This is a genomic window from Stutzerimonas azotifigens DSM 17556, assembly GCF_000425625.1.
Taxonomy (GTDB): domain Bacteria; phylum Pseudomonadota; class Gammaproteobacteria; order Pseudomonadales; family Pseudomonadaceae; genus Stutzerimonas; species Stutzerimonas azotifigens.
This window is the reverse complement of the sequence record NZ_KE384412.1, coordinates 55080-77961: the sequence shown is the minus strand read 5'-3', so window position 1 is coordinate 77961 and position 22882 is coordinate 55080. Positions and strand designations below refer to the sequence as shown.

Here is a 22882-nt window from a genome sequence, read left to right as displayed (position 1 = left end):
TGCCCGGGCATTCGACGAGGAGCAGGGCATTGGCCGCGAGCATTTTCTGGTACGACTACGAAACCACCGGCATCTCGCCGCGCCGGGATCGGCCGCTGCAGGTCGCCGGCATCCGTACCGACGAGGCGCTGGAGGAGATCGGCGAGCCGCTGAATCTGTATTGCAAGCCGGCCGACGACGTGCTGCCGCATCCGGTCGCCTGCCTGGTGACCGGCATCACGCCGCGGATCCTGACCGAGCGGGGGCTGTGCGAGGCGGAGTTCATGACCCGCCTGCACGCGCAGATGGCGGTGCCGGGCACCTGTGTGGCGGGTTACAACAACCTGCGCTTCGACGACGAGATGACGCGCTACAGCCTGTACCGCAACTTCTTCGATCCCTATGCGCGGGAATGGCAGGGCGGCAACAGCCGCTGGGACCTGATCGACCTGGTGCGGGCGGCCTACGCGCTGCGCCCCGAAGGCCTGCAGTGGCCGCAGGAGGAGGGCCGGGTGACCCTGAAGCTGGAGCGCCTGACCGAAGCCAACGGGCTTTCCCACCAGCAGGCGCACGATGCGCTGTCGGACGTGCGGGCGACCATCGCCCTGGCCCGGCTGGTTCGCCAGCGGCAGCCGCGCCTGTTCGATTACCTCTATAGGCTGCGCCGCAAGCACGCGGTCTGCGACGAGCTGCGCCTGCTGGAGCCGGTGGTGCACGTCTCGGGGCGGTTTTCCGCGGAGCGTCATTTCCTCTCGGTGGTGCTGCCGCTGGCCTGGCATCCGCGCAATCGAAATGCGCTGATCGTCTGCGACCTGGCGGGACACACGGATGTGCTGCTGAACGAGCCGGCCGAAATATTGCGCGAGCGCCTTTATACCCGTCGTGAGGAGTTGCCGGAGGGCACGCTGCCGGTGCCCTTGAAGTTGATACATGTAAATCGCTGCCCGGTAGTGGCGCCGCTGAAAGTGCTCCGGCCGCAGGATGCCGAGCGCCTGCAACTTGATGTGCCGGCCTGCCTGGGCCGCGCGGAACAACTTCGCGCGCATCGCCCGGACTGGCTGCCCAAGCTCGAGCTCATCTACGGGCGCGACTCGGTAGTTGCCGAGACCGATCCGGACCAGCAGTTGTACGACGCCTTTCTCGATGACCGCGATCGTGCGCTCTGCGAACAAGTGCGCAATTGTTCCAGTGAGGACTTGGCGTGCCGGCAATGGGCATTCAGCGATGCACGCCTGCCGGAGCTACTGTTTCGTTACAGGGCGCGAAACTTTCCGGAGTGTCTTTCCGAGGCGGACAGCCTGGCCTGGTTCGAATTGTGCCGGCGCCGGTTGAGTGGCGAGGAAGTTGGCGCACCGGTCACTGTGATCGAGTTCATGTCCAACGCCGAACAACTGCTGCAAACGGCGTCGATTCAACAGCAGGCGTTGCTGCGCGAGTGGATCGAACATGCCGTGGCGCTTCGGCGGCAGTACCGGCTGGAGTAAGGGCGGAAAGAGACGGCGGCGGAATGGCGGGAGGGAAAGGCGCGTGGCGGCGGCATCGGACGCGCCACGCGTATTGCGATCAGCCGAGCAGGGTGGCCCAGCTTTCCACGGTGTCGGCGCCCCACTTGCCCTTCCATTCCTTGAGCGTCTTGTGGTTGCCGCCCTTGGTCTCGATGGTTTCGCCGGTGTGCGGGTTCTTGTACTGCTTGACGCGACGGGCGCGCTTGCTCGGTGCCGCCTGGGTCTTGCCGCCGCGGCCGCCGGCCTTGCGGGTTTTGCCTTCGGTGTCGAGCAGGGCCACGATGTCCGGCAGGGCTTTCTGATACTGGGCCATGAGCTCGCGAAGTTTGCCTTCGAACTCAAGCTCCTTCTTCAACTTGTCGTCCTGCGACAGGTTCTTCAGGCGCTCCTGCAGTTCCTTGATGGCCTCTTCGGTGGCGCGGTATTCGCTGATGAGTGACATTTGGCGTCCTTGTTTGGAAAAGTTAGAAATCAAGTGCGTCAATCATAGTCACGGCTAGTATGCAAGTAAATATGAATTTGTAGCTTTTGTTTTAGCTAGAACAAAGTCCCGTTATTCCGTCGCTGCTTGAATAACAGCGCGTTTTGCAGGGGCATGGTTTTTAGCGACATGCGGCCGATGGCGGTGGCCGGAACTGTGGTCGGCGGATAGAATCGCCGCTTCCTTAGGGCGGAGTCTCGATAATGCGAACTTTCAGGCTGGTCATCGCCTGTCCCGACGGCGTGGGTATCGTTGCCAAGGTCAGTAACTTCCTCGCCACATACAACGGTTGGATCACCGAAGCCAGCCACCACTCCGACGAGCAGAGTGGCTGGTTCTTCATGCGTCACGAAATACGCGCCGACTCGCTGCCGTTCGACCTCGATGGTTTCCGCCAGGCGTTTTCGCCGATCGCCCGCGAGTTCTCGATGGAATGGCGCATCACCGATTCCGAGCAGAAGAAGCGCGTGGTGCTCATGGCGAGCCGCGAGTCGCACTGCCTGGCCGACCTGTTGCACCGCTGGCACAGCGGCGAGCTCGATTGCGAGATTCCCTGCGTGATCGCCAATCACGATGCGCTGCGCAGCATGGTGGAGTGGCACGGCATTCCGTATCACCACGTGCCGGTCGACCCGGCGAACAAGGAAGGCGCCTTCGGCGAAGTCACCCGGCTCGTCGAGCAGTACCGGGCGGACGTCATCGTGCTGGCGCGCTACATGCAGATCTTGCCGCCGGCGCTGTGCCAGGCCTATGCCCAGCGCGTGATCAACATCCACCACAGCTTCCTGCCATCCTTCGTCGGCGCCAAGCCGTACCACCAGGCGTCGCTGCGCGGGGTGAAGCTCATAGGCGCGACCTGCCACTACGTCACCGAGGAACTGGATGCCGGGCCGATCATCGAACAGGATGTGGTCCGCGTGACGCATCGCGACAGCATCATGGACATGGTGCGCCTCGGCAAGGACGTAGAGAAGATGGTGCTTTCGCGCGGGCTGCGTTATCACCTCGAGGACCGCGTGCTGGTGCACGACAACAAGACGGTCGTGTTCGACTGATTCCACCCGGGAGGGCGCCGATGGCCGACATCCTCGACAAGGCGACCGCCAGCCCGCCGCCCATGCTGGGGCAGGGCTGCCTGCAACGTTACGATCTGGAACGCCTGCCGAGCGGGGCGGGTGCCGCGTTCGAGGACGCCGCCAGGCTCTGGCAGGCCATGCTGGACGAGGCTGCACGGGTCGAGGACGAGGCGGGAGAGGTTTCCCCGGAGGCAGGCGAGAGCAAGAAGCCAAAAGCTGCGCGAGCAAGCTCGCTCCTACAGAAGCGGTGCACACCGTAGCTGCTTTGCAAGTACAACCTGTCGCTCGCCATGCGCTACCGGTAAGGGGAGGGGCCGTCTCTCCTGCACATAAAACAAACCCCCGCACATTGGCGGGGGGTTGTTTGCAGGCTGGCTAGCGCGTTCGTGCGTCAGCGAGCGCTGTTGGCGGCCGCTTCGGCATCGCTCTCGGCCCGTCCGTAGACGTCGTCCAGGCGCTCGATGTCGTCTTCGCCCAGGTAGCTGCCGGATTGCACCTCGATGATTTCCAGCGGGATTTTCCCGGGGTTGGCGAGACGGTGGATGGAGGTCACCGGGATGTAGGTCGACTGGTTCTCGGTCAGCAGGAAGGTCTTGTCGTTGCAGGTCACCTGCGCGGTACCGGAGACGACGATCCAGTGTTCGGCGCGGTGGTGGTGCATCTGCAGCGACAGGCTGGCGCCCGGGTTCACGCAGATGCGCTTGACCTGGAAGCGGCTGCCCATGTCGACCGAGTCGTACCAGCCCCAGGGACGGTAGACGGCGCAGTGGTTCTGGGTTTCGGAACGCTCTTCGGCGTCCAGCTTGGCCACCAGCTTCTTGACGTCCTGCACCTTGTCCTTGTGCGCGACCATCATGGCGTCCTTGGTTTCCACCACCACCACGTCGTCCAGGCCGAGCACGGTGACCAGCTTGCCGTTGCCGTGGATCAGGCTGTTGTGGGTGTCCTCGGCGATCACGTCGCCCTTGATCACGTTGCCGTTCTCGTCCTTCTCGTGGACGTCCCAGATCGACGACCAGGAGCCGACGTCGCTCCAGCCGGCGGACATCGGTACCACGCAGGCGAGGCGGGTCTTCTCCATGACCGCGTAGTCGATGGAGTTGTCCGGGCAGCAGGCGAAGCTGGCCGGGTCGATCAGCAGCTCCTCGCCGTTGCGGTGGCTGCGCTCCAGCGCCAGCGCGCAGTTGTCGTAGATGTCCGGGTCGTGCTTCTTCAGCTCGTTGAGGAAGACGCTGGCGCGGAACAGGAACATGCCGCTGTTCCAGAAATAGTCGCCCGATTCGACGAAGCTCTGGGCGCGCGCCTCGTCGGGCTTCTCGACGAACTGGATCACGCGGTTGACGCCTTCGGGCAGGCCCTTGCGGTCTGAGAGGTCGCACTTGATGTAGCCGAAGCCGGTCTCCGGGCGGGTGGCCGGTACGCCGAACAGCACCATCGCGTTCTTTTCCGCAGCGTTGGTCGCCAGTGCCAGCGAGCGCTGGAAGGCCTTCTGGTCTTCGATCACGTGGTCGGCCGGCAGCACCAGCAGCAGCTCGTCACGGCCTTCCTCGACCAGCTTCATCGCCGCCATGGCGATGGCCGGGGCGGTGTTGCGGCCGAAGGGCTCGAGCAGCAGGCCCTGCACGCTCAGCTTGCGGGCGGCGAGCTGCTCCTTGACGATGAAGCGGTGCTCCTTGTTGCACACCAGCAGGGGCGCCTGCATGCCCTCGAAGGCCAGGCGTTCGACGGTCTGCTGGAACAGCGTCTGCTCGCCGGTGAGGGCGAGGAACTGCTTGGGGAACAGCTTGCGCGAGAGGGGCCAGAGCCGGGAGCCGCTACCGCCTGAGAGAATGACCGGGATCATGCTTGTCTCCTGAATCGTCTGAAGGTCTTCTTCTTTGTTCGTCTGTGATGCCCCATCCGGCATCTCGATCGGTCCGGCCGTGGCTCGGGACGCTCGTCCCGCCTTCACGGCAAAACACTCCCCCGCCCGGGAACGTCCATCCCCGGGGCCGAAGTCGGTCGTCGCCCGTATGCGACTGATCTGAAAGGGAACGCCCGCCGACCGGCGAGGCTTCCGGGTGCCGTCGTGCACGCGGCAAGGGCCTGCAGCGCGCGAGCACCGTGGCCGACACCGACGTTGTCCTGTCGGCTGTCGGGCTGCTGTCCGGGAGTCTTGGGCCGCGCGCGCGACGGCGCCGCGGTGGCCATTGGAGATATCCCTGTCGTCGTGCGGCCGGCGACGGCCGGCCGGTCCTGCATGGCGAACCCGATAACGGAACGAGACAGGGCTCGCGAATGTTTCAGGACCCGAAGCACGTTCATGTGCGACTTCCCTTTCCGGACTGGAATTGTCGGTACGCGCTTATGAGTGCGGGGCCATTCGATAGTTCCCCGGGCGGAGCGTCCGTCCGGCCGGACGAGCGGGTGAAGCGTGTTTCACTTGCAAAGAGTGGGGTGGGTTGAGTCACGGCAGAGAGGAAGCCCTACAGACGGCCGCGTTGGGCTTCGCTTCGCTCAACCCAACCTACGAGCCCGGAGTCGTCTTCTTGCGTGGTCTCGACCGAAATCTCCGCCTGAAAGCCTGCTCCCGCAGGTGTATGGCGCGCGCGACCACAGGCAGCGCCGGGGTACGCTTTTCCCTTCTCCCCGCGGGAGAAGGTGGCCCGCAGGGCCGGATGAGGGAGAGGTTCGCGAGCAGGCTCGCTCCTACGGAGGCCGCAGCCCTCACGACGACCGCCCGAGCCGGCCTCATGAAGCCATGGGTCGGCACACAGCGACGAAACCCAACAGGCGAGGTGCCGTTGGGCTCGAGAGGTCAGGCGGGCGGGGCATCCCTGAGGAATACCAAGTGATCGTCGCGGGAATGCTCGGCGCTGAAGCGATAACCGTCGTAGCCGAAGTCCTTCAGCGCCGCGGGATCGGTCACGCGCTCCTTGATCACGTAGCGCGCCATCAGTCCGCGCGCCTTCTTCGCGTAGAAGCTGATGATCTTGTACTGGCCGTTCTTCAGGTCCTTGAAGTCGACCTGGATCAGGCGCGCCTTCAGGGCGTTGCGCTTGACCGCGCCGAAGTACTCGTTGGATGCCAGGTTGAGCAGTACGTCGTCGCCCTGGGCCTGCAGCGCCTCGTTCAGCCAGCCGCTGATGCGTTCGCCCCAGAAGGCGTAGAGGTCCTTGCCGCGCGGGTTCGGCAGGCGCGTGCCCATTTCCAGGCGGTACGGCTGCATCAAGTCCAGCGGTCGCAGCACGCCGTACAGGCCGGACAGCATGCGCAGGTGACGCTGGGCGAAGTCGAAGTCGTGCTCGGAAAAGTCCTCGGCGTGCAGGCCGGTATAGACATCGCCCTTGAACGCCAGCAGCGCCTGCCTGGCGTTCTGAGTGGTGAAGGGTCGGCTCCAGCTGTCGTAGCGCGCCACGTTGAGCGCGGCGAGCTTGTCGGAGAGGTGCATCAGCTCGCCGATCTGCGCCGGGCTGTAGGCGCGCAGCACCTCGATCAGCGCCTGGGCGTCGTCCAGATGTTCCGGCTGGGTCGCACGGTCCGTGACGGGCGGGGTCTCGTAGTCCAGCGTCTTCGCCGGGGATATCACCATCAGCATGTATTGTCTCCAGAAGTGGCCGGCGGCGATTCTAACAGGGGCCGCTTCCCGGGCGCGGCAGGGTGTGCTTGACCTTGCCACCGGGACAGGGTGCAAGCTGAGCTCCACGCAGCATGAGGACCTTGCCGATGACCGACTGCAACCACGCCCACTGGCGCCCCTCCCACGACTACCGTCCGCTCGAGCGTCAGGCCGAACGGCGGACCTGGGCGGTGGTGGTGCTGACCGGCGTGACCATGGTGGCGGAGATCGTCGCGGGGACCCTGTTCGGTTCCATGGCGTTGCTGGCCGACGGCTGGCACATGGCCTCGCACATGGTCGCCATCGGCCTGGCGGCGCTGGCCTACCTGCTCGCGCGGCGCTATGCCGACGACCGGCGCTTCGCCTTCGGCACCTGGAAGATCGAGGTCCTGGCCGGCTTCGCCAGCGCGCTGCTGCTGGTGGTCGTGGTGGTGGGCATGCTCGGCGAATCGCTGTGGCGGATGCTCGAGCCCGCGCCGATCGCCTACGACCAGGCGCTCTGGGTGGCGATCATCGGCCTGCTGGTCAACCTCGCCTCGGCCTGGCTGCTTCGCGATCAGCACGACCATCATCATGGCCACGACCACGACCACGACCACGACCACGACCACCACCATGACGCGTATGCCGACCACCCGGCCGCCCCCCGTTCCGGCGGCCGGGACCTCAACCGGCACGCGGCCTTCATCCACGTGCTGACCGACGCGCTGACCTCGGTGGCGGCCATCGTCGCGCTGCTGGGCGGGAAGTTCTTCGGCTGGGCCTGGCTCGATCCGCTGATGGGCGTGATCGGCGCGCTGGTGATCGGTTTCTGGGCCAAGGGGCTGCTGGTCGAGACGGCCAAGGCGCTGCTCGACCGGGAGATGGACGACCCGCTGGTCGAGCGCGTGCGCGATCGCCTGGAGCGGATTCCGGACACCGAAGTCACCGACCTGCACCTCTGGCGAGTGGGCAAGGCGCAATACACCTGCATCCTCAGTCTGGTGACCCACCAGGGGCATTCGCCCGACCGCTACAAGGCCGCGCTGGCCGAGTTCGACGAACTGGTGCACATCACCGCGGAGGTCAACCTGTGCCGCGAGCCGGCGCATGGGGGACAAACAATCTAGCGAGCCTCCAGGGGCTCGCCAACAGGTTTCTTCAGGCTGACGGAAAAAAGCGTCATCGGGCAGAAAAGTCTTTTGCCTGTCATCTTTTTTGCGGTATTACCGAAGGCAGACCGCCGAACCCTGCGACACAGGTGGCGGCCTCGGGACGCTCCGAACCCACTGGCTTCCCAGCCCGCTCACCTTGTCCTCGGCGGTTCAACGCGGCGTAGCGTGCACGCCGCTGCCAGGCCAAAGAAAAGGTGATCGCGAATGGATGACTACGGCAGTTCCCGCTCGACCAAGCCCACGCTCTACGTCCTCGACACCAACGTCCTGATCCACGACCCCAACGCGCTGCTCAACTTCCAGGAGCACCAGGTCGCCATCCCGATGACCGTGCTCGAGGAGCTGGACAAGCTCAAGACCGGCAAGCACACCGTCGCCGCCGAATGCCGGCAGGCCATCCGCCTGATCGACAAGGTGCTTGGCGAGGCCACGCCCGAGGAGGTGGAGGAGGGCGTGCCGATCCAGCGGGGCAAGAACGGTCCGTGCGGCAGCCTGTCGATCCTCATGAGCAAGCGCGCGCAGCCGGCGACCTGGCTGCCCGAGGACCTGAACGACAACAAGATCATCAACCAGGTGGTCGAGCTGAAGACCCGGCGCAGCGGCACGCCGGTGGTGCTGGTGACCAAGGACATCAACATGCGGCTGAAGGCGCGCGCCTGCGGGGTCGCCGCCGAGGACTACCACACCGACCAGCTGATCGACGACGTCGGCCTGCTGTCGCGTGGCTACCACAACCTCTCCGGCTCCTTCTGGGACCGCGTGAGCAAGGTCGAGACGCGCCAGACCCACGGCCGCACCTGGCACCGCGTGCAGCTGACCGACAACCTGCCGGCTTTGCACATGAACGAGTTCATCCTCGACGAGCAGAACTTCGTCGGCTGGGTGAAGGGCATCCGCGGCGACGAACTGCTGCTGCTCGACCTGCACCAGGAGCCGCTGCTGCACCAGGAGGCCTGGGGCCTGCGGCCGCGCGACATCTACCAGGCGCTGGCGCTGTTCGCGCTGCTCGAGCCGGACATCCACCTGGTCAACCTCAGCGGGGCGGCGGGCTCCGGCAAGACCATCCTGGCGCTGGCCGCGGCCATCGAGCAGAGCATGGTCAGCAAGCGCTACCGGCGCATCATCGCCACCCGCAGCGTGCAGGGGCTCGACGAGGACATCGGCTTCCTCCCCGGCACCGAGGCGGAGAAGATGGAGCCCTGGCTCGGCGCCATCACCGACAACCTCGAGGCGCTGCACATGGAGGACGAAAGCACCCACGGCAGCGTCGACTACATCCTCAGCAAGGTGCCGCTGCAGTTCAAATCGCTGAACTACATCCGCGGGCGCAGCTTCCAGCAGAGCCTGATCCTCATCGACGAGTGCCAGAACCTCACCCCGCACCAGATGAAGACCATCATCACCCGCGCCGGCAGCGGCTCGAAGGTGGTCTGCCTCGGCAACCTGGCGCAGATCGACACACCCTACCTGTCGGCCACCAGCTCCGGCCTCACCTACCTGACCGAGCGCTTCAAGGATTTCCCCCACGGCGTGCACATCACCCTGCAGGGCGTGCCGCGTTCGGTGCTCGCCGAATATGCCGAGGCGCATATGTAACAAGGCGAAAAGCCGACAAGAGCGCTTGAGGCTGGACGAGGGGGAGGGTTTCATTTCCTCCAGCCTCCAGCCTCCAGCCTCCAGCCTCCAGCCTCTATCGGTTAGACTGCTGGGCCCCAACGACTGATCAAGGTTTAGCGATGCTGACCCATCTCGATGCCCAGGGCCGCGCCAACATGGTCGACGTTACCGAAAAGGCTGTGACCGCCCGCGAGGCGGTGGCCGAGGCGCGGGTGCGCATGCTGCCTTCGACCCTGGCGATGATCCAGGCTGGCGGACACCCGAAAGGCGACGTCTTCGCGGTCGCGCGCATCGCCGGCATCCAGGCGGCGAAGAAGACCCACGAACTGATTCCGCTCTGCCATCCGCTGCTGCTGACCAGCATCAAGGTCGAACTCGAGCCGCTGGGCGAGGATGCCGTACGCATCGTCGCGCGCTGCCGGCTGGCCGGCCAGACCGGCGTCGAGATGGAGGCGCTGACCGCGGCCAGCGTGGCGGCGCTGACGATCTACGACATGTGCAAGGCGGTCGACCGCGGCATGACCATCGAATGCGTGCGGCTGCTGGAGAAATCCGGCGGCAAGACCGGGCACTGGGAGGCCGAGGCATGATCCGCATCCAGTATTTCGCCCGCTACCGCGAGGCGCTCGGGCGCGACGGCGAGACCCTCGAGTGGACCCCGGCACTGGCCACCCTGAACGACGTTCGCCGGCAGTTGCTCGAGCGGGGCGGGGCCTGGGACGTGCTCGCCGAGCAGAACATCATGTGCGCCCGCAACCAGGACCTGTGCGGGCTGGACGAGCCGGTCGCCGACGGCGACGAGCTGGCGTTCTTTCCCACCGTGACCGGGGGCTGACATGGGCATACGGGTACAGCCCCAGGCCTTCGACGCCGGCGTCGAACTCGGCGCCCTGCATGCGGCCAACCTCGGGGTCGGCGCGGTGGCGGTCTTCGTCGGCTACGTGCGCGACTTCAACGACGGACGCGAGGTGGCCGGGATGTTCCTCGAACACGCCCCCGGCATGACCGAGAAGGCACTGGAGCGGATCGTCGCCGAGGCGCAGGCGCGCTGGCCACTGCTCGGCGTGGAAGTGATCCACCGGGTCGGCGAACTGGAGCCCGGCGCGCCCATCGTCTTCGTCGGCGTGACCAGCGCGCACCGCGACGCGGCCTTCGACGCCTGCCGCTTCGTCATGGACTACCTGAAGACCCGCGCGCCGTTCTGGAAGAAGGAAGACACCCCCGACGGGCCGCGCTGGGTCGAAGGCCGCACGAGCGACCAGCAGGCGGTCGAGCGCTGGCAGCGCTGAGACCTCAGCCGAAGCTGAGGGCCAGCTTGTAGAACAGCAGGGAGAACATGCTCACCGCACCGACCGTGAGCAGGGCGATGCCCCAGGGACGATCGCGGAAGTTGAAGCCTACGCCGAGGATGACGAAGCCGGCGACGATCATCAGCAGCAGCTTGAGGAAGGGTTCCATACGGTTCTCCTTGCCGGGTGAGCTTCTACTCTGGGCCCGGCGGCCCTTTTCTTTATTGAGTCAGATCAGGAGAAGGGGTTCGCATCGGTTCCGGAATCGGAAAAAGGCGCGCCTGCGCTGGAGGGTGGGCTGAAGCCCACCCTCCAACAGCCAGGCCATGCCCCTGTGGGGGGGGGGGGCGGGCGGCGTTCCGCTTCAGCCCACCAATCCCTTCCGAGCCTTCTGCTCGCGCCATGAACCTTCAGCAAAAACGGTGGCCCCTAAACGAAAAAGCGAAGCCGGCGCTTCGCTTTTTCGTTTCCGAATCCTCAGTCCCTTCGCCCGCGTGGCACCGGCTTGAGCAGCTCCGCCGGTGGCATCTCGCAGCTGATCTTGCGTCCGAGCAGCTCTTCGATGGGCGGCAGGGCGAAGGCGTCGTCCTCGCCGGCGAAGCTGATCGAGGTGCCGCTGGAGCCGGCCCGGCCGGTGCGGCCGATACGGTGCACGTAGTCGTCCGGGACTTCCGGCAGGGTGAAGTTGATGACGTGGCTGATACCCTCGACGTGGATGCCGCGGCCGGCGACGTCGGTGGCCACCAGCACCCGGATCTTGCCCTCGCGGAAGCCCTCCAGCACCTTGATGCGCTTGTGCTGCGGCACGTCGCCGGACATCTGCGCGGCGCTGACGCCGTCCTTGGTCAGGCGTTCCTCGATGCGGCGCACTTCGTCCTTGCGGTTGGCGAAGACCATCACCCGGGTCCAGTCGTTCTGCGTGATGAGGTTGTACAGCAGCCTGTACTTGTCGCTGGAGGCGACCGCGTAGACGTGCTGCTCCACCGTGTCGCTGGCGACATGCTCGGGCTCGATCTCGACGATCGCCGGGTCCACCGTCCACTGCTTGGCGAGGTTCATCACGTCCTCGGTGAAGGTGGCGGAGAACAGCAGGGTCTGGCGCTCGCCCTTGTAGGGCGTCTGGCGGATGATCTGGCGTACCTGGGGGATGAAGCCCATGTCGAGCATGCGGTCGGCCTCGTCGAGCACCAGCACCTCGACCATGTCCAGGTGCACCTCGCCGCGCTGGTTGAAGTCCAGCAGGCGGCCGGGGGTGGCCACCAGGATGTCGCAGAAGCGCGACTCGAGCTGCTTGAGCTGCTTGTCGAAGTCCATGCCGCCGACGAAGCTCATCACGTTCAGCGGGGTGTACTTGGTCAGCGCCAGGGCGTCGTTGGCGATCTGCACCACCAGCTCGCGGGTCGGCGCGATGATCAGCGCGCGCGGCTCGCCCATGTAGCGCTCCTTCGGCGGCGGCGTGGTGAGCAGCTGGGTGATGGTGGAGATGAGGAAGGCGGCGGTCTTGCCGGTGCCGGTCTGGGCCCGGCCGATGGCGTCCTGGCCCTTGAGGGTGAAGCCCAGCACCTGTGCCTGGATCGGCGTGCAGTAGGGGAAGCCGAGGTCGTGGATGGCATGCATCAGGCGCGGGTCGAGGTCGAAGTCGTGAAAGCGCGTCTTGCCCTCCATCGGCTCGACCACGAAGTCCTCGATCGACCAGGCCGGCTCCGCCGGTACCTCGCGCCGCGGACGTTTCGCCTTGCGCTCGGGCTTCGGCGTCCGTGCGGCGGTGGCTGCCGCGTCCTCGGTCGGCGCGGGGCGCTCGGGGCGAGTCTGTTCTTTCCGGTCGGTTGCGGCGGGTGAGGGGTTGGGGGCGGGAGTCGTTTCCGGGGCTTCGCTGGCGCCGAACAGCTTCTTGAGTGCTTTGAGCACGGCTTTCTCTTCATCGATCGAAATTGGTCGCGCGCCAGTGTAATCCAAGAGCGGGGCGCGGCGAAGCACCGCACCGCGCCGCCGCGCCCGCCAGGGGCCGCTTCAGTCGAGGCGTTCGCCGAGCCAGGCGGCGATGTCGGCGATTTCCTGCGGGACCACCTCGTGACCCATCGGATATTCGTGCCAGCGCGCCGGGACGCCCCAGGCCTGCAGGCGCTCGTAGGCGGCGCGGCCCATCGCCGTCGGCACCACCTGGTCCTGGGTGCCGTGCAGGCACAGCGCCGGACAGTTCGTCCGCGCCGGTTCGAGCGTGAGTTCCTCGCCGAAGGTCGGGGCGTAGGTGGACAGCGCCATCACCCCGCCGAGCGGGCCCTGCCAGCGCAGGTAGGCGGCATGCAGCACCACCGCGCCGCCCTGCGAGAAGCCGGCGAGCACGATGCGCGCCGGGTCGATGCCGCCGTCGCGCTGCGCCTCGGCCAGGCCGATCACGGTCTGGGCGGAGGTCTCGAACTGTCCGTGGTCGATCGCGCGGGCCGGCGCCATCGCCAGGATGTCGTACCAGCTCGGCATCGACCAGCCGCCGTTGATGGTCACCGGCCGGGTGGGCGCCTGCGGCAGCACGAAGCGTGTGGTCGGCAGGTTGCGCTGCAGCAGCTGGGCGACCGGCTCGAAATCGTGCCGGTCGGCGCCCAGGCCGTGCAACCAGATGACGCAGGCATCGGCGGTGCGGGACGGTTCGATGATCAGGGGTGAAGTCATGTCGGCTCCAGTTCAGGGCGGCATGCATCGCTTTGGGGCATGCGTGAGGGCGGTTATGAGCGCTGAAGGTTACCGTTTTACCCCGTCGGCGACCAAACGGGGCAGCCGGCACGGTAGCGGTGCGGCGGCAGACCCGTCGGCCAGCGCTGCCGGCCGTGCTCGATGGCGGCTGGTACGCCGCTTGCTAGACATGCCCTGCACGCCGGACCGGGCCAGTGGACACTGGGCGGACGGCGAGAGTTTCGCGGGAGGAAACGCGTGTCGATCAAGCTTCGACCGCGGGGGTGAGCCGGCGTTTTACCGTTCGTCGCGCAGCAACTAGACTCCACGCAGGTTTGCGCGCCGGCGTTCGCAAAGGACACCCCGGGACGAGTCGACGCGCCGATCCTCTCCGCGAGAATAAAAATACACTGGAGGTATCGATGAAGATGAAATCCACACTGGCCGTGCTGTCCACTGCAGCGGTGCTCGGTATCAGCGAGCTGGCCCAGGCGGGTGCGACCCTGGATGCGGTGAAGAGCAAAGGCTTCGTGCAGTGCGGCATCAGTGACGGCCTGCCGGGCTTCTCCTATGCCGACGCCGAGGGCCAGTACAAGGGAATCGATGTGGATGTGTGCCGCGCGGTCGCCGCTGCGGTATTCGGCGACGCCAGCAAGGTGAAGTACAGCCCGCTGACCGCCAAGGAACGTTTCACCGCGCTGCAGTCCGGCGAAGTCGACATGCTGTCGCGCAACACTACCTGGACCAGCTCGCGCGACGCGGCCATGGGCCTGAATTTCACCGGCGTGACCTACTACGACGGCCAGGGCTTCCTGGTGAACAAGGAGCTCGGCGTCAAGAGCGCCAAGGAGCTCGACGGCGCCACGGTCTGCATCCAGGCCGGCACCACCACCGAGCTGAACCTGTCCGACTACTTCCGCGCCAACAACCTCAAGTACACCCCCATCACCTACGACACCTCCGACGAAAGCGCCAAGTCGCTGGAGTCCGGTCGTTGCGACGTGCTGACCTCCGACCAGTCGCAGCTGTACGCCCAGCGCATCAAGCTGGCCGACCCGGACGCCTACGTGGTGCTGCCGGAAGTCATTTCCAAGGAGCCGCTCGGTCCGGCCGTGCGCCAGGGTGACGAGGAATGGTTCGACATCGTGCGCTGGTCGCTGTTCGCCATGCTCAACGCCGAGGAACTGGGCGTCGATTCGAGCAACGTCGAAGAGACCGCCAAGAGCACCAAGAACCCCGACGTCGCCCGTCTGCTGGGCGCCGAAGGCGAGTACGGCAAGGATCTGAAGCTGCCCAAGGACTGGGCGGTGCAGATCGTCAAGCAGGTTGGCAACTACGGCGAGATCTTCGAGCGGAACATCGGCTCCGGCAGCGAGCTGAAGATCGAGCGCGGCCTCAATGCCCTCTGGACCAACGGCGGCCTCCAGTACGCACCGCCGGTGCGCTGACCGCCAGGCCGCCCCGTCTGCGGGCGGCCCTGACATTCCGTTGAAGACGCAACCGGCACAGTCTCTGTGCTGGTTGCGTTGCGTGGGGGCTTTTGATGCGTACTACCCTTGACGCCACGCCCGCCCGACGTTCGCTGCTCAGCGACCCGAAGGCGCGTGCCTGGCTGTTCCAGATCGTTGCAGTCGTCGCGGTGGTCGCGTTCGGCTGGTACCTGTTCCACAACACCCAGACCAACCTCGCCCACAGGGGCATCACGTCCGGCTTCGGCTTCCTGAACAACGCGGCGGGTTTCGGGATCTCCCAGCACCTGATCGACTATTCGGAAAGCGACAGCTACGGCCGCGTGTTCTGGATCGGCCTGCTCAACACCCTGCTGGTGAGCGTGATCGGCATCGTGCTGGCGACCATCCTCGGCTTCATCCTCGGGATCGCCCGGCTGTCGTCGAACTGGCTGATCCGCCAACTGGCCACCGTCTATATCGAGATCTTCCGCAATATCCCTCCGCTGCTGACGATCTTCTTCTTCTATTTCGCGGTGCTGGCGCCCCTGCCGGGCCCGCGCAACAGCATCTCGCTGTGGGACGCCTTCTTCCTCAACAACCGCGGCCTGCAGATGCCGGCACCCTCGGCGGGCGAGGGGCTGTGGCCCTTCCTCGTCGCCCTGGCGATCGCCGTGGCCGGCGTGCTGCTGCTGTACCGCTGGGCGCGTGCCCGGCGGCATGCCACCGGCGAGCGCTTCCCGGTGCTGTGGAGCAGCGTGGCGCTGCTGATCCTGCTGCCGGGGCTGGCCGTGCTGGTCGCCGGCCAGCCGTTCAGCTGGCAGGTCCCGGAGCTGCAGCGGTTCAACATCCGCGGCGGCTGGGTGATCATCCCGGAGCTGGTGTCCATCGTCATGGCGCTGTCGATCTACACCGCCGCCTTCATCGGCGAGACGGTGCGCGCCGGCATCCAGTCGGTGAGCCACGGGCAGACCGAGGCCGCCAGCTCGCTCGGCCTGCGCTCCGGGCAGACCCTGCGCCTGGTGGTCGTCCCGCAGGCGCTGCGGGTGATCATTCCGCCGCTCACCAGCCAGTACCTGAACCTGGCGAAGAACTCCTCGCTGGCCGCCGCCATCGGTTATCCCGACATGGTCTCGCTGTTCGCCGGCACGGTCCTCAACCAGACCGGCCAGGCCATCGAGACCATGGCGATCACCATGAGCGTGTATCTGGCCATCAGCATCAGCATCTCGCTGCTAATGAACTGGTACAACAAGCGCATCGCCCTGATCGAGCGCTAAGGAAGGCAGCATGACGTCACATACCTTCAAGCCCGATCTGCCGCCGCCCTCGACCAGTGTCGGGGCGCTCGGCTGGGCGCGGGCCAACCTCTTTTCCTCCTGGTACAACACGCTGCTGACGCTGCTCGGCCTCTATCTGGTCTGGCTGATCGTGCCGCCGCTGGTCGACTGGGCCCTGCTCAAGGCCGACTGGAGCGGCAGCACGCGTGCCGACTGCACCCGCGAGGGCGCCTGCTGGGTGTTCATCCAGACCCGCTTCGCGCAGTTCATGTACGGCTTCTATCCGGCGGAGCTGCGCTGGCGGGTCGACCTGGCGGCGATCCTGGCCATCGTCGGGGCGGCACCGCTGTTCCTCAAGGCGATGCCGCACAAGGTGCGCTACGGCATCGGTTACCTGATCGCCTATCCGCTGCTGGCCTACTGGCTGCTGCACGGCGGCTTCCTCGGCCTGGACACCGTGCCCACCACCCAGTGGGGCGGCCTGATGCTGACCATCGTCATCGCCGCGGTCGGCATTGCCGGCGCGCTGCCGCTGGGCATCGTGCTGGCCCTGGGGCGGCGCTCGGACATGCCGGCGATCCGGGTGATCTGCGTGACCTTCATCGAGTTCTGGCGCGGCGTGCCGCTGATCACCGTGCTGTTCATGTCCTCGGTGATGCTGCCGCTGTTCCTGCCGGAGCAGATGAACCTCGACAAGCTGCTGCGGGCCATGCTGATGGTCGTCTTCTTCGAGGCGGCCTACGTCGCCGAAGTCGTGCGCGGCGGCCTGCAGGCCATTCCCAAGGGGCAGTACGAGGCGGCGGCGGCGATGGGCCTGGGCTACTGGCGCAGCATGGTCCTGGTGATCCTGCCGCAGGCGCTGAAGCTGGTCATCCCGGGCCTGGTCAACACCTTCATCGCGCTGTTCAAGGACACCAGCCTGGTGATCATCATCGGCCTGTTCGACTTCCTCAACAGTATCAAGCGCGCGACCACCGACCCGGCCTGGCTCGGCATGTCGACCGAGGGCTATGTGTTCGCCGCGCTCGTCTACTGGATTTTCTGTTTCGGCATGTCCCGCTACTCCATGCACCTGGAGCGCAAGCTGGACACCGGCCACAAGCGTTAGGAGCCACCATGAACGAACCTCTCAAGCAAGCGGCCGCGTCGCAGCCGGCCATCATCATGGACAGCGTGCACAAGTGGTACGGCCAGTTCCATGTACTCAAGGACATCAACCTGCAGGTGACCGCGGGCGAGCGCATCGTGCTCTGCGGCCCGTCGGGCTCGGGCAAGTCGACCACCATCCGCTGCCTCAACCGGCTGGAGGAACACCAGCAGGGGCGCATCGTGGTCGACGGCCACGAGCTGACCAGCGACCTCAAGCAGATCGAGGCGATCCGCAGCGAAGTCGGCATGGTGTTCCAGCACTTCAACCTGTTCCCGCACCTGACCGTGCTGCAGAACTGCACCCTGGCGCCGATGTGGGTGCGCAAGATGCCCAAGCGCGAGGCCGAGGAGATCGCCATGCGCTACCTGGAGCGCGTGCGCATCCCGGAGCAGGCCAGCAAGTACCCCGGCCAGCTCTCCGGCGGCCAGCAGCAGCGCGTGGCGATCGCCCGCGCGCTGTGCATGAAGCCGAAGATCATGCTGTTCGACGAACCCACCTCGGCGCTCGACCCGGAGATGGTCAAGGAAGTGCTTGACACCATGATCGGCCTGGCCGAGGACGGCATGACCATGCTCTGCGTGACCCACGAAATGGGCTTCGCCCGCACCGTGGCGAACCGGGTGATCTTCATGGACAAGGGCGAGATCGTCGAACAGGCCGCCCCGGACGCGTTCTTCACCAACCCGCAGAACGAGCGGACCAAGCTGTTCCTGGGGCAGATATTGCATTGATAGAGAAGCCGCTGGAGGCTGGACGGCTGGACGGCTGGCGCGCGTCTGGGCCGCAGCGAGTACCAGCCGGTGATGATTGCCGTCGGTTTTCAGGTCTTGAGGCTTGACAGCCCCTTGGGATAACCCAACCTGTCAAGCCTTCAAGCCTTCAAGCCTTCAAGCCTTCAAGCCTTCAAGCCTTCAAGCCTTCAAGCCTGCTTAGCCTCCACGCCCGCGATGGGCTAGAATGCACGGCCCCACGCCATCCCCCTTCCGAGGCTGTTCCGACGATGTTGATCCTGCGCGGCGCTCCCGCTCTTTCTGCCTTCCGTCACGGCAAACTGCTGGCCCAACTGACCCAGAAGGTGCCCGCGGTTCGCGGCCTGTACGCCGAGTTCGCTCACTTCGCCGAGGTCTCCGGTGCGCTGGGGGAGGGCGAGCAGCAGGTGCTCGCCCGGCTGCTGAAATACGGCCCGAGCGTGCCGGTGCAGGAACCGGCCGGCCGTCTGCTGCTGGTGGTGCCGCGCTTCGGCACCATCTCGCCCTGGTCGAGCAAGGCCACCGACATCGCGCATAACTGCGGCCTGGGCCGGATCCAGCGGCTCGAGCGCGGCATCGCCTACTACCTCGAGGGCGAGCTGTCGGAGGCCGACGTCGCCGAAGCCTCGGCGCTGCTGCACGATCGCATGACCCAGCTGGTGCTGGCGCGCTTCGAGGACGCCGCCAATCTGTTCAGCCATGCCGAGCCCCGGCCGCTGACCGCGGTGGACGTGCTCGGCGGCGGGCGTCCGGCGCTGGAGTGGGCTAACGTCGAACTCGGCCTGGCGCTGGCCGACGACGAGATCGACTATCTGGTCAAGGCCTTCCAGGGGCTGGGCCGCAACCCGCACGACATCGAACTGATGATGTTCGCCCAGGCGAACTCCGAGCACTGCCGGCACAAGATCTTCAACGCCAGCTGGGACATCGACGGCGAGGCGCAGGACAAGTCGCTGTTCGGCATGATCAAGAACACTTACCAGATGCACGGCGAAGGCGTGCTCTCGGCCTACAAGGACAACGCCGCGGTGATCGTCGGCCAGGAGGCCGGGCGCTTCTTCCCCGATCCGGCCAGCGGCCAGTACGCCGCCAGCCGCGAGCCGGTGCACATCCTGATGAAGGTCGAGACGCACAACCACCCGACCGCCATCGCCCCCTTTCCCGGCGCTTCCACCGGCTCCGGCGGCGAGATCCGCGACGAGGGCGCGACCGGCCGCGGCGCCAAGCCGAAGGCCGGCCTGACCGGCTTCACCGTCTCCAACCTGAACATCCCCGGCTTCGAGCAGCCCTGGGAGAAGCCCTACGGCAAGCCCGAGCGCATCGTCACCCCGCTGGATATCATGATCGAAGGCCCGCTCGGCGGCGCCGCGTTCAACAACGAGTTCGGTCGTCCGGCGCTCAACGGCTACTTCCGCACCTTCGAGCAGTCGGTGCGGACGCCGCGCGGCGAGGAAGTGCGTGGCTACCACAAGCCGATCATGCTCGCCGGCGGCATGGGCAACATCCGCGAGGGCCACGTGCAGAAGGGCGAGATCTCGGTCGGCGCCAAGCTGATCGTGCTCGGCGGCCCGGCGATGCTGATCGGCCTCGGCGGCGGCGCGGCCTCGTCGATGGCCACCGGCGCCAGCGCGGCGGACCTGGATTTCGCCTCGGTGCAGCGCGACAACCCGGAAATGGAGCGTCGCTGCCAGGAAGTCATCGACCGCTGCTGGCAGCTCGGCGAGCAGAACCCGATCAAGTTCATCCACGACGTCGGCGCCGGCGGCCTGTCCAACGCCTTCCCCGAACTGGTCAGCGATGGCGGCCGCGGCGGCCGCTTCGAGCTGCGCAACATCCCCAACGACGAGCCGGGCATGGCGCCGCACGAGATCTGGTGCAACGAGTCGCAGGAGCGCTACGTGCTGTCGGTCGACGCCGCCGACTTCGAGCGCTTCAAGGCCATCTGCGAGCGCGAGCGCTGCCCCTTCGCGGTGGTCGGCGAAGCCACCGCCGAGCCGCACCTGACCGTCTCCGACAGCCACTTCGGCAACGATCCGGTGGACATGCCGCTGGAAGTGCTGCTCGGCAAGCCGCCGCGCATGCACCGCAGCGCCGTGCGCGAAACCCTGCCCGGCGACGATTTCGATCCCGCGCAGGTGGAACTGGCCGAGGCCATCTCGCGTGTGCTGCATCATCCCGCGGTGGCCAGCAAGAGCTTCCTGATCACCATCGGCGATCGCAGCATCACCGGTCAGGTGGTGCGCGACCAGATGGTCGGCCCCTGGCAGGTGCCGGTGGCCGACTGCGCGGTGACCGCCACCAGCTACGACGTCTATACCGGCGAGGCGATGGCGATGGGCGAGCGCACGCCGCTGGCATTGCTCGACGCGCCGGCCTCCGGGCGCATGGCGATCGGCGAGACGCTGACCAACCTGGCCGCCGCGCCGATCGGCAAGCTCGGCGACATCAAGCTGTCGGCCAACTGGATGGCCGCCGCCGGCCACCCGGGCGAGGATGCGCGCCTGTACGACACCGTGCGCGCGGTCGGCATGGAGCTGTGCCCGGCGCTCGGCATCACCATCCCGGTGGGCAAGGACTCGATGTCCATGAAGACCCGCTGGAACGAGGCGGGCACCGACAAGAGCGTCACCTCGCCGCTGTCGCTGATCGTTTCCGGCTTCGCCCCGGTCAGCGACGTGCGCGGCACCCTCACGCCGCAGCTGCGGCTGGACAAGGGCGAGACCGACCTGATCCTCATCGACCTCGGCCGTGGCCAGCAGCGCATGGGCGGCTCGATCCTCGCCCAGGTCTACGGCCAGCTCGGCCGCCAGGCGCCGGACGTCGACGACGCCGAGGACCTCAAGGCCTTCTTCGCCGTGGTCCAGGGCCTCAACGGCGACGGCAAGCTGCTCGCCTACCACGACCGCTCCGACGGCGGCCTGCTGACCACCGTGCTGGAGATGGCCTTCGCCGGGCACTGCGGGCTGAACCTGAACCTCGACGGGCTGGTGCACGGCCGCGAGGAAATCGCCGCGCTGCTGTTCAACGAGGAACTCGGCGCCGTGCTGCAGGTGCGCCAGGACGACACCGAGGAAGTGCTGGCGCAGTTCAGCGCCGCGGGTCTGGCCGACTGCGTCACGGTGCTCGGCCAGCCGGTCAACAACGGCCACGTGCGCATCCTCTTCGAGGACCAGGAAGTGTTCGCTGCCGACCGCCGCGAATTGCAGCGCCAGTGGGCCGAAACCAGCTACCGCATCCAGCGCCTGCGCGACAACGCCGAGTGCGCCGACGAGGAGTACGAGCTGCTGCTGGACGAGGAGAACCCCGGCCTGACGGTCAAGCTTGGCTACGACGTCAACGAGGACGTCGCCGCGCCCTACATCAAGACCGGCGTGCGGCCGCAGGTGGCGATCCTCCGCGAGCAGGGCGTCAACGGCCAGACCGAGATGGCTGCGGCCTTCGATCGTGCCGGCTTCGCCGCGGTAGACGTGCACATGAGCGACATCCTCGCCGGGCGCGTCACCCTCGACCGCTTCAAGGGCCTGGTCGCCTGCGGCGGCTTCTCCTATGGCGACGTGCTCGGTGCCGGCGAGGGCTGGGCCAAGTCGATCCTGTTCAACAGCCGCGCCCGCGAGGCCTTCAGCGCCTTCTTCGAGCGCAAGGACAGCTTCGGCCTGGGCATCTGCAACGGCTGCCAGATGCTGTCGAACCTGCACGAGCTGATTCCGGGCAGCGACATGTGGCCGCACTTCGTGCGCAACCGTTCGGAGCAGTTCGAGGCGCGCGTGGCCATGGTGCAGATCCAGGAGTCGCCGTCGATCTTCCTGCAGGGCATGGCCGGCTCGCGCATGCCGATCGCCATCGCCCACGGTGAGGGGCATGCCGAGTTCGAGAGCGAGGAAGCCCTGCTCGAGGCCGACCTGTCCGGCTGCGTCGCGGTGCGCCTGGTGGATACCCACGGCAAGGTCACCGAACGCTACCCGTCCAACCCCAGCGGCTCGCCGCGCGGCATCACCGGCCTGACCACCCGCGACGGCCGGGTGACCATCATGATGCCGCACCCGGAGCGGGTGTTCCGCGCCGTGACCAACTCCTGGCGCCCGGATGACTGGCAGGAAGACGGCGCCTGGATGCGCATGTTCCGCAACGCGCGGGTGTGGGTCGGCTGAACCCGGCAAGGCTTACCCGCCGCCCGAATGTGCCGGACCTCACGGTCCGGCACATTGCCGAGGGGCAGGGCGAACGCTTTCCGTGCGCAAGGTCCAAGGATTCACTGCGGCCCGTATTTACTTGTCATCGCGTTATGGCAAATTGATGCCGCACGCCGCAGGCTCTGACCTGTTGGCACCCTCGACTTGGAGACCTCGATGTACAAGCTGTGCTTCTATGTGCCGGAATCCCATCTGGAAGATGTCAAGAAGGCAGTGTTCGCCGCCGGTGCCGGCCGTATCGGCGCCTATGACAACTGCTGCTGGCAGGTGCTCGGCCAGGGCCAGTACCGTCCGCTCGAGGGCAGCCAGCCCTATCTCGGGCAGCTCGGGCAGGTGCAGAAGGTCGCCGAGTGGAAGGTCGAGCTGGTGGTCGCCGACGAACTCATCCACGACGTGGTCAAGGCCATGAAGAAGGCCCATCCCTACGAGACACCGGCGTTCGACGTCTGGCGTCTGTCCGACATGAAGTTCTGATGTCCGGCTGAACGCCTGCCATTCGTTGGGCTTCGCCGCTGCGCGGCTCAACCCAACCTACGGCGCCACGCCACAACCGGTAGGTTGGGCTGAGCACAGCGAAGCCCAACGAACTCCTCATCCAGCACCGGCAAGAGCATCGCCCCGAGGGCGGGCCTCCCACGAAAGCAGACGGTGCCCACCGAATCCTGCGGGAGGCGCGCGCTCGCGGCGACATCTCAGCCG

General features: G+C 66.4%; 20 protein-coding genes. 14 read left to right on the top strand and 6 right to left on the bottom strand.

The features are described 5' to 3' along the window. The first annotated feature begins 29 nt into the window (after positions 1-29). Positions 30-1463 carry an exodeoxyribonuclease I gene (gene sbcB / locus H610_RS0115955; RefSeq protein ID WP_028240607.1) on the top strand — a complete coding sequence of 478 codons (1434 nt, stop codon included), beginning with the start codon at positions 30-32 and terminating at the stop codon, positions 1461-1463. Between the two features lie 79 nt (positions 1464-1542). Here the strand turns inward: sbcB and mvaT are convergent, their stop codons facing one another. Next, positions 1543-1926, bottom strand: a complete 384-nt coding sequence (gene mvaT / locus H610_RS0115950; protein ID WP_028240606.1) for a histone-like nucleoid-structuring protein MvaT — start codon at positions 1924-1926, stop codon at positions 1543-1545. Between the two features lie 242 nt (positions 1927-2168). Here mvaT and purU point away from each other — a divergent pair, with 242 nt between their 5' ends. Next, a complete protein-coding gene (gene purU, locus H610_RS0115945) occupies positions 2169-3020 on the top strand; it encodes a formyltetrahydrofolate deformylase (protein ID WP_028240605.1) in 852 nt (283 codons plus the stop codon). 20 nt (positions 3021-3040) lie between these two features. Then, positions 3041-3301, top strand: a complete 261-nt coding sequence (locus tag H610_RS25830; RefSeq protein ID WP_043238784.1) for a hypothetical protein — start codon at positions 3041-3043, stop codon at positions 3299-3301. Positions 3302-3432: 131 nt separating this feature from the next. Here the strand turns inward: H610_RS25830 and H610_RS0115935 are convergent, their stop codons facing one another. Both H610_RS0115935 and yaaA read right to left on the bottom strand, forming a co-directional pair. Further along, entirely contained in the window at positions 3433-4884 is a 1452-nt protein-coding gene (locus H610_RS0115935; protein ID WP_028240604.1) for a mannose-1-phosphate guanylyltransferase/mannose-6-phosphate isomerase, read from the bottom strand. 954 nt (positions 4885-5838) lie between these two features. Beyond that, complete coding sequence (gene yaaA, locus H610_RS0115930; protein ID WP_028240603.1) at positions 5839-6618, bottom strand: peroxide stress protein YaaA; 780 nt, start codon at positions 6616-6618, stop codon at positions 5839-5841. Between the two features lie 128 nt (positions 6619-6746). Here yaaA and dmeF point away from each other — a divergent pair, with 128 nt between their 5' ends. From dmeF to moaE, 5 genes are all read left to right on the top strand, one after another. Further along, a complete protein-coding gene (gene dmeF / locus H610_RS0115925; RefSeq protein ID WP_028240602.1) occupies positions 6747-7748 on the top strand; it encodes a CDF family Co(II)/Ni(II) efflux transporter DmeF in 1002 nt (333 codons plus the stop codon). Positions 7749-7997: 249 nt separating this feature from the next. Further along, positions 7998-9389, top strand: coding sequence for a PhoH family protein (locus tag H610_RS0115920; RefSeq protein ID WP_028240601.1), 1392 nt, complete (start codon positions 7998-8000; stop codon positions 9387-9389). A 140-nt stretch (positions 9390-9529) separates the two neighbouring features. Next, on the top strand, positions 9530-10000 hold the full coding sequence (gene moaC, locus H610_RS0115915) for a cyclic pyranopterin monophosphate synthase MoaC (RefSeq protein WP_028240600.1): 471 nt from the start codon (positions 9530-9532) through the stop codon (positions 9998-10000). Beyond that, positions 9997-10245, top strand: a complete 249-nt coding sequence (locus H610_RS0115910) for a MoaD/ThiS family protein (RefSeq protein WP_028240599.1) — start codon at positions 9997-9999, stop codon at positions 10243-10245. The genes moaC and H610_RS0115910 overlap by 4 nt, the downstream gene beginning before the upstream one ends. 1 nt (position 10246) lies before the next feature. Then, entirely contained in the window at positions 10247-10699 is a 453-nt protein-coding gene (gene moaE, locus H610_RS0115905) for a molybdopterin synthase catalytic subunit MoaE (protein ID WP_028240598.1), read from the top strand. A 4-nt stretch (positions 10700-10703) separates the two neighbouring features. Here the strand turns inward: moaE and H610_RS25825 are convergent, their stop codons facing one another. The 3 genes from H610_RS25825 to H610_RS0115890 form a co-directional block, all read right to left on the bottom strand. After that, positions 10704-10868 (bottom strand): membrane protein, encoded by a 165-nt coding sequence (locus H610_RS25825; protein ID WP_028240597.1) that lies wholly within the window; start codon positions 10866-10868, stop codon positions 10704-10706. A gap of 308 nt (positions 10869-11176) precedes the next feature. Beyond that, the gene (gene rhlB, locus H610_RS0115895) at positions 11177-12607 is read right to left on the bottom strand and encodes an ATP-dependent RNA helicase RhlB (RefSeq protein WP_028240596.1); all 1431 of its coding nucleotides are present in this window, start codon (positions 12605-12607) and stop codon (positions 11177-11179) included. A gap of 102 nt (positions 12608-12709) precedes the next feature. Next, a complete protein-coding gene (locus H610_RS0115890; protein ID WP_028240595.1) occupies positions 12710-13366 on the bottom strand; it encodes an alpha/beta hydrolase in 657 nt (218 codons plus the stop codon). A 422-nt stretch (positions 13367-13788) separates the two neighbouring features. Between H610_RS0115890 and H610_RS0115885 the strand changes: the two genes are divergently transcribed. The 6 genes from H610_RS0115885 to H610_RS0115860 all read left to right on the top strand — a co-directional run bounded on the left by H610_RS0115885 (position 13789) and on the right by H610_RS0115860 (position 22657). Then, positions 13789-14814, top strand: coding sequence for an amino acid ABC transporter substrate-binding protein (locus tag H610_RS0115885; protein WP_028240594.1), 1026 nt, complete (start codon positions 13789-13791; stop codon positions 14812-14814). 95 nt (positions 14815-14909) lie between these two features. After that, positions 14910-16094 carry an amino acid ABC transporter permease gene (locus tag H610_RS0115880; RefSeq protein ID WP_028240593.1) on the top strand — a complete coding sequence of 395 codons (1185 nt, stop codon included), beginning with the start codon at positions 14910-14912 and terminating at the stop codon, positions 16092-16094. A gap of 10 nt (positions 16095-16104) precedes the next feature. Then, the gene (locus H610_RS0115875; protein ID WP_028240592.1) at positions 16105-17202 is read left to right on the top strand and encodes an amino acid ABC transporter permease; all 1098 of its coding nucleotides are present in this window, start codon (positions 16105-16107) and stop codon (positions 17200-17202) included. An 8-nt stretch (positions 17203-17210) separates the two neighbouring features. Continuing rightward, complete coding sequence (locus H610_RS0115870; RefSeq protein WP_028240591.1) at positions 17211-17975, top strand: amino acid ABC transporter ATP-binding protein; 765 nt, start codon at positions 17211-17213, stop codon at positions 17973-17975. Positions 17976-18244: 269 nt separating this feature from the next. Beyond that, a complete protein-coding gene (purL, locus tag H610_RS0115865) occupies positions 18245-22141 on the top strand; it encodes a phosphoribosylformylglycinamidine synthase (RefSeq protein ID WP_028240590.1) in 3897 nt (1298 codons plus the stop codon). Positions 22142-22339: 198 nt separating this feature from the next. Continuing rightward, a complete protein-coding gene (locus H610_RS0115860) occupies positions 22340-22657 on the top strand; it encodes a Nif3-like dinuclear metal center hexameric protein (RefSeq protein WP_028240589.1) in 318 nt (105 codons plus the stop codon). The last annotated feature ends 225 nt before the right edge of the window (positions 22658-22882 follow it).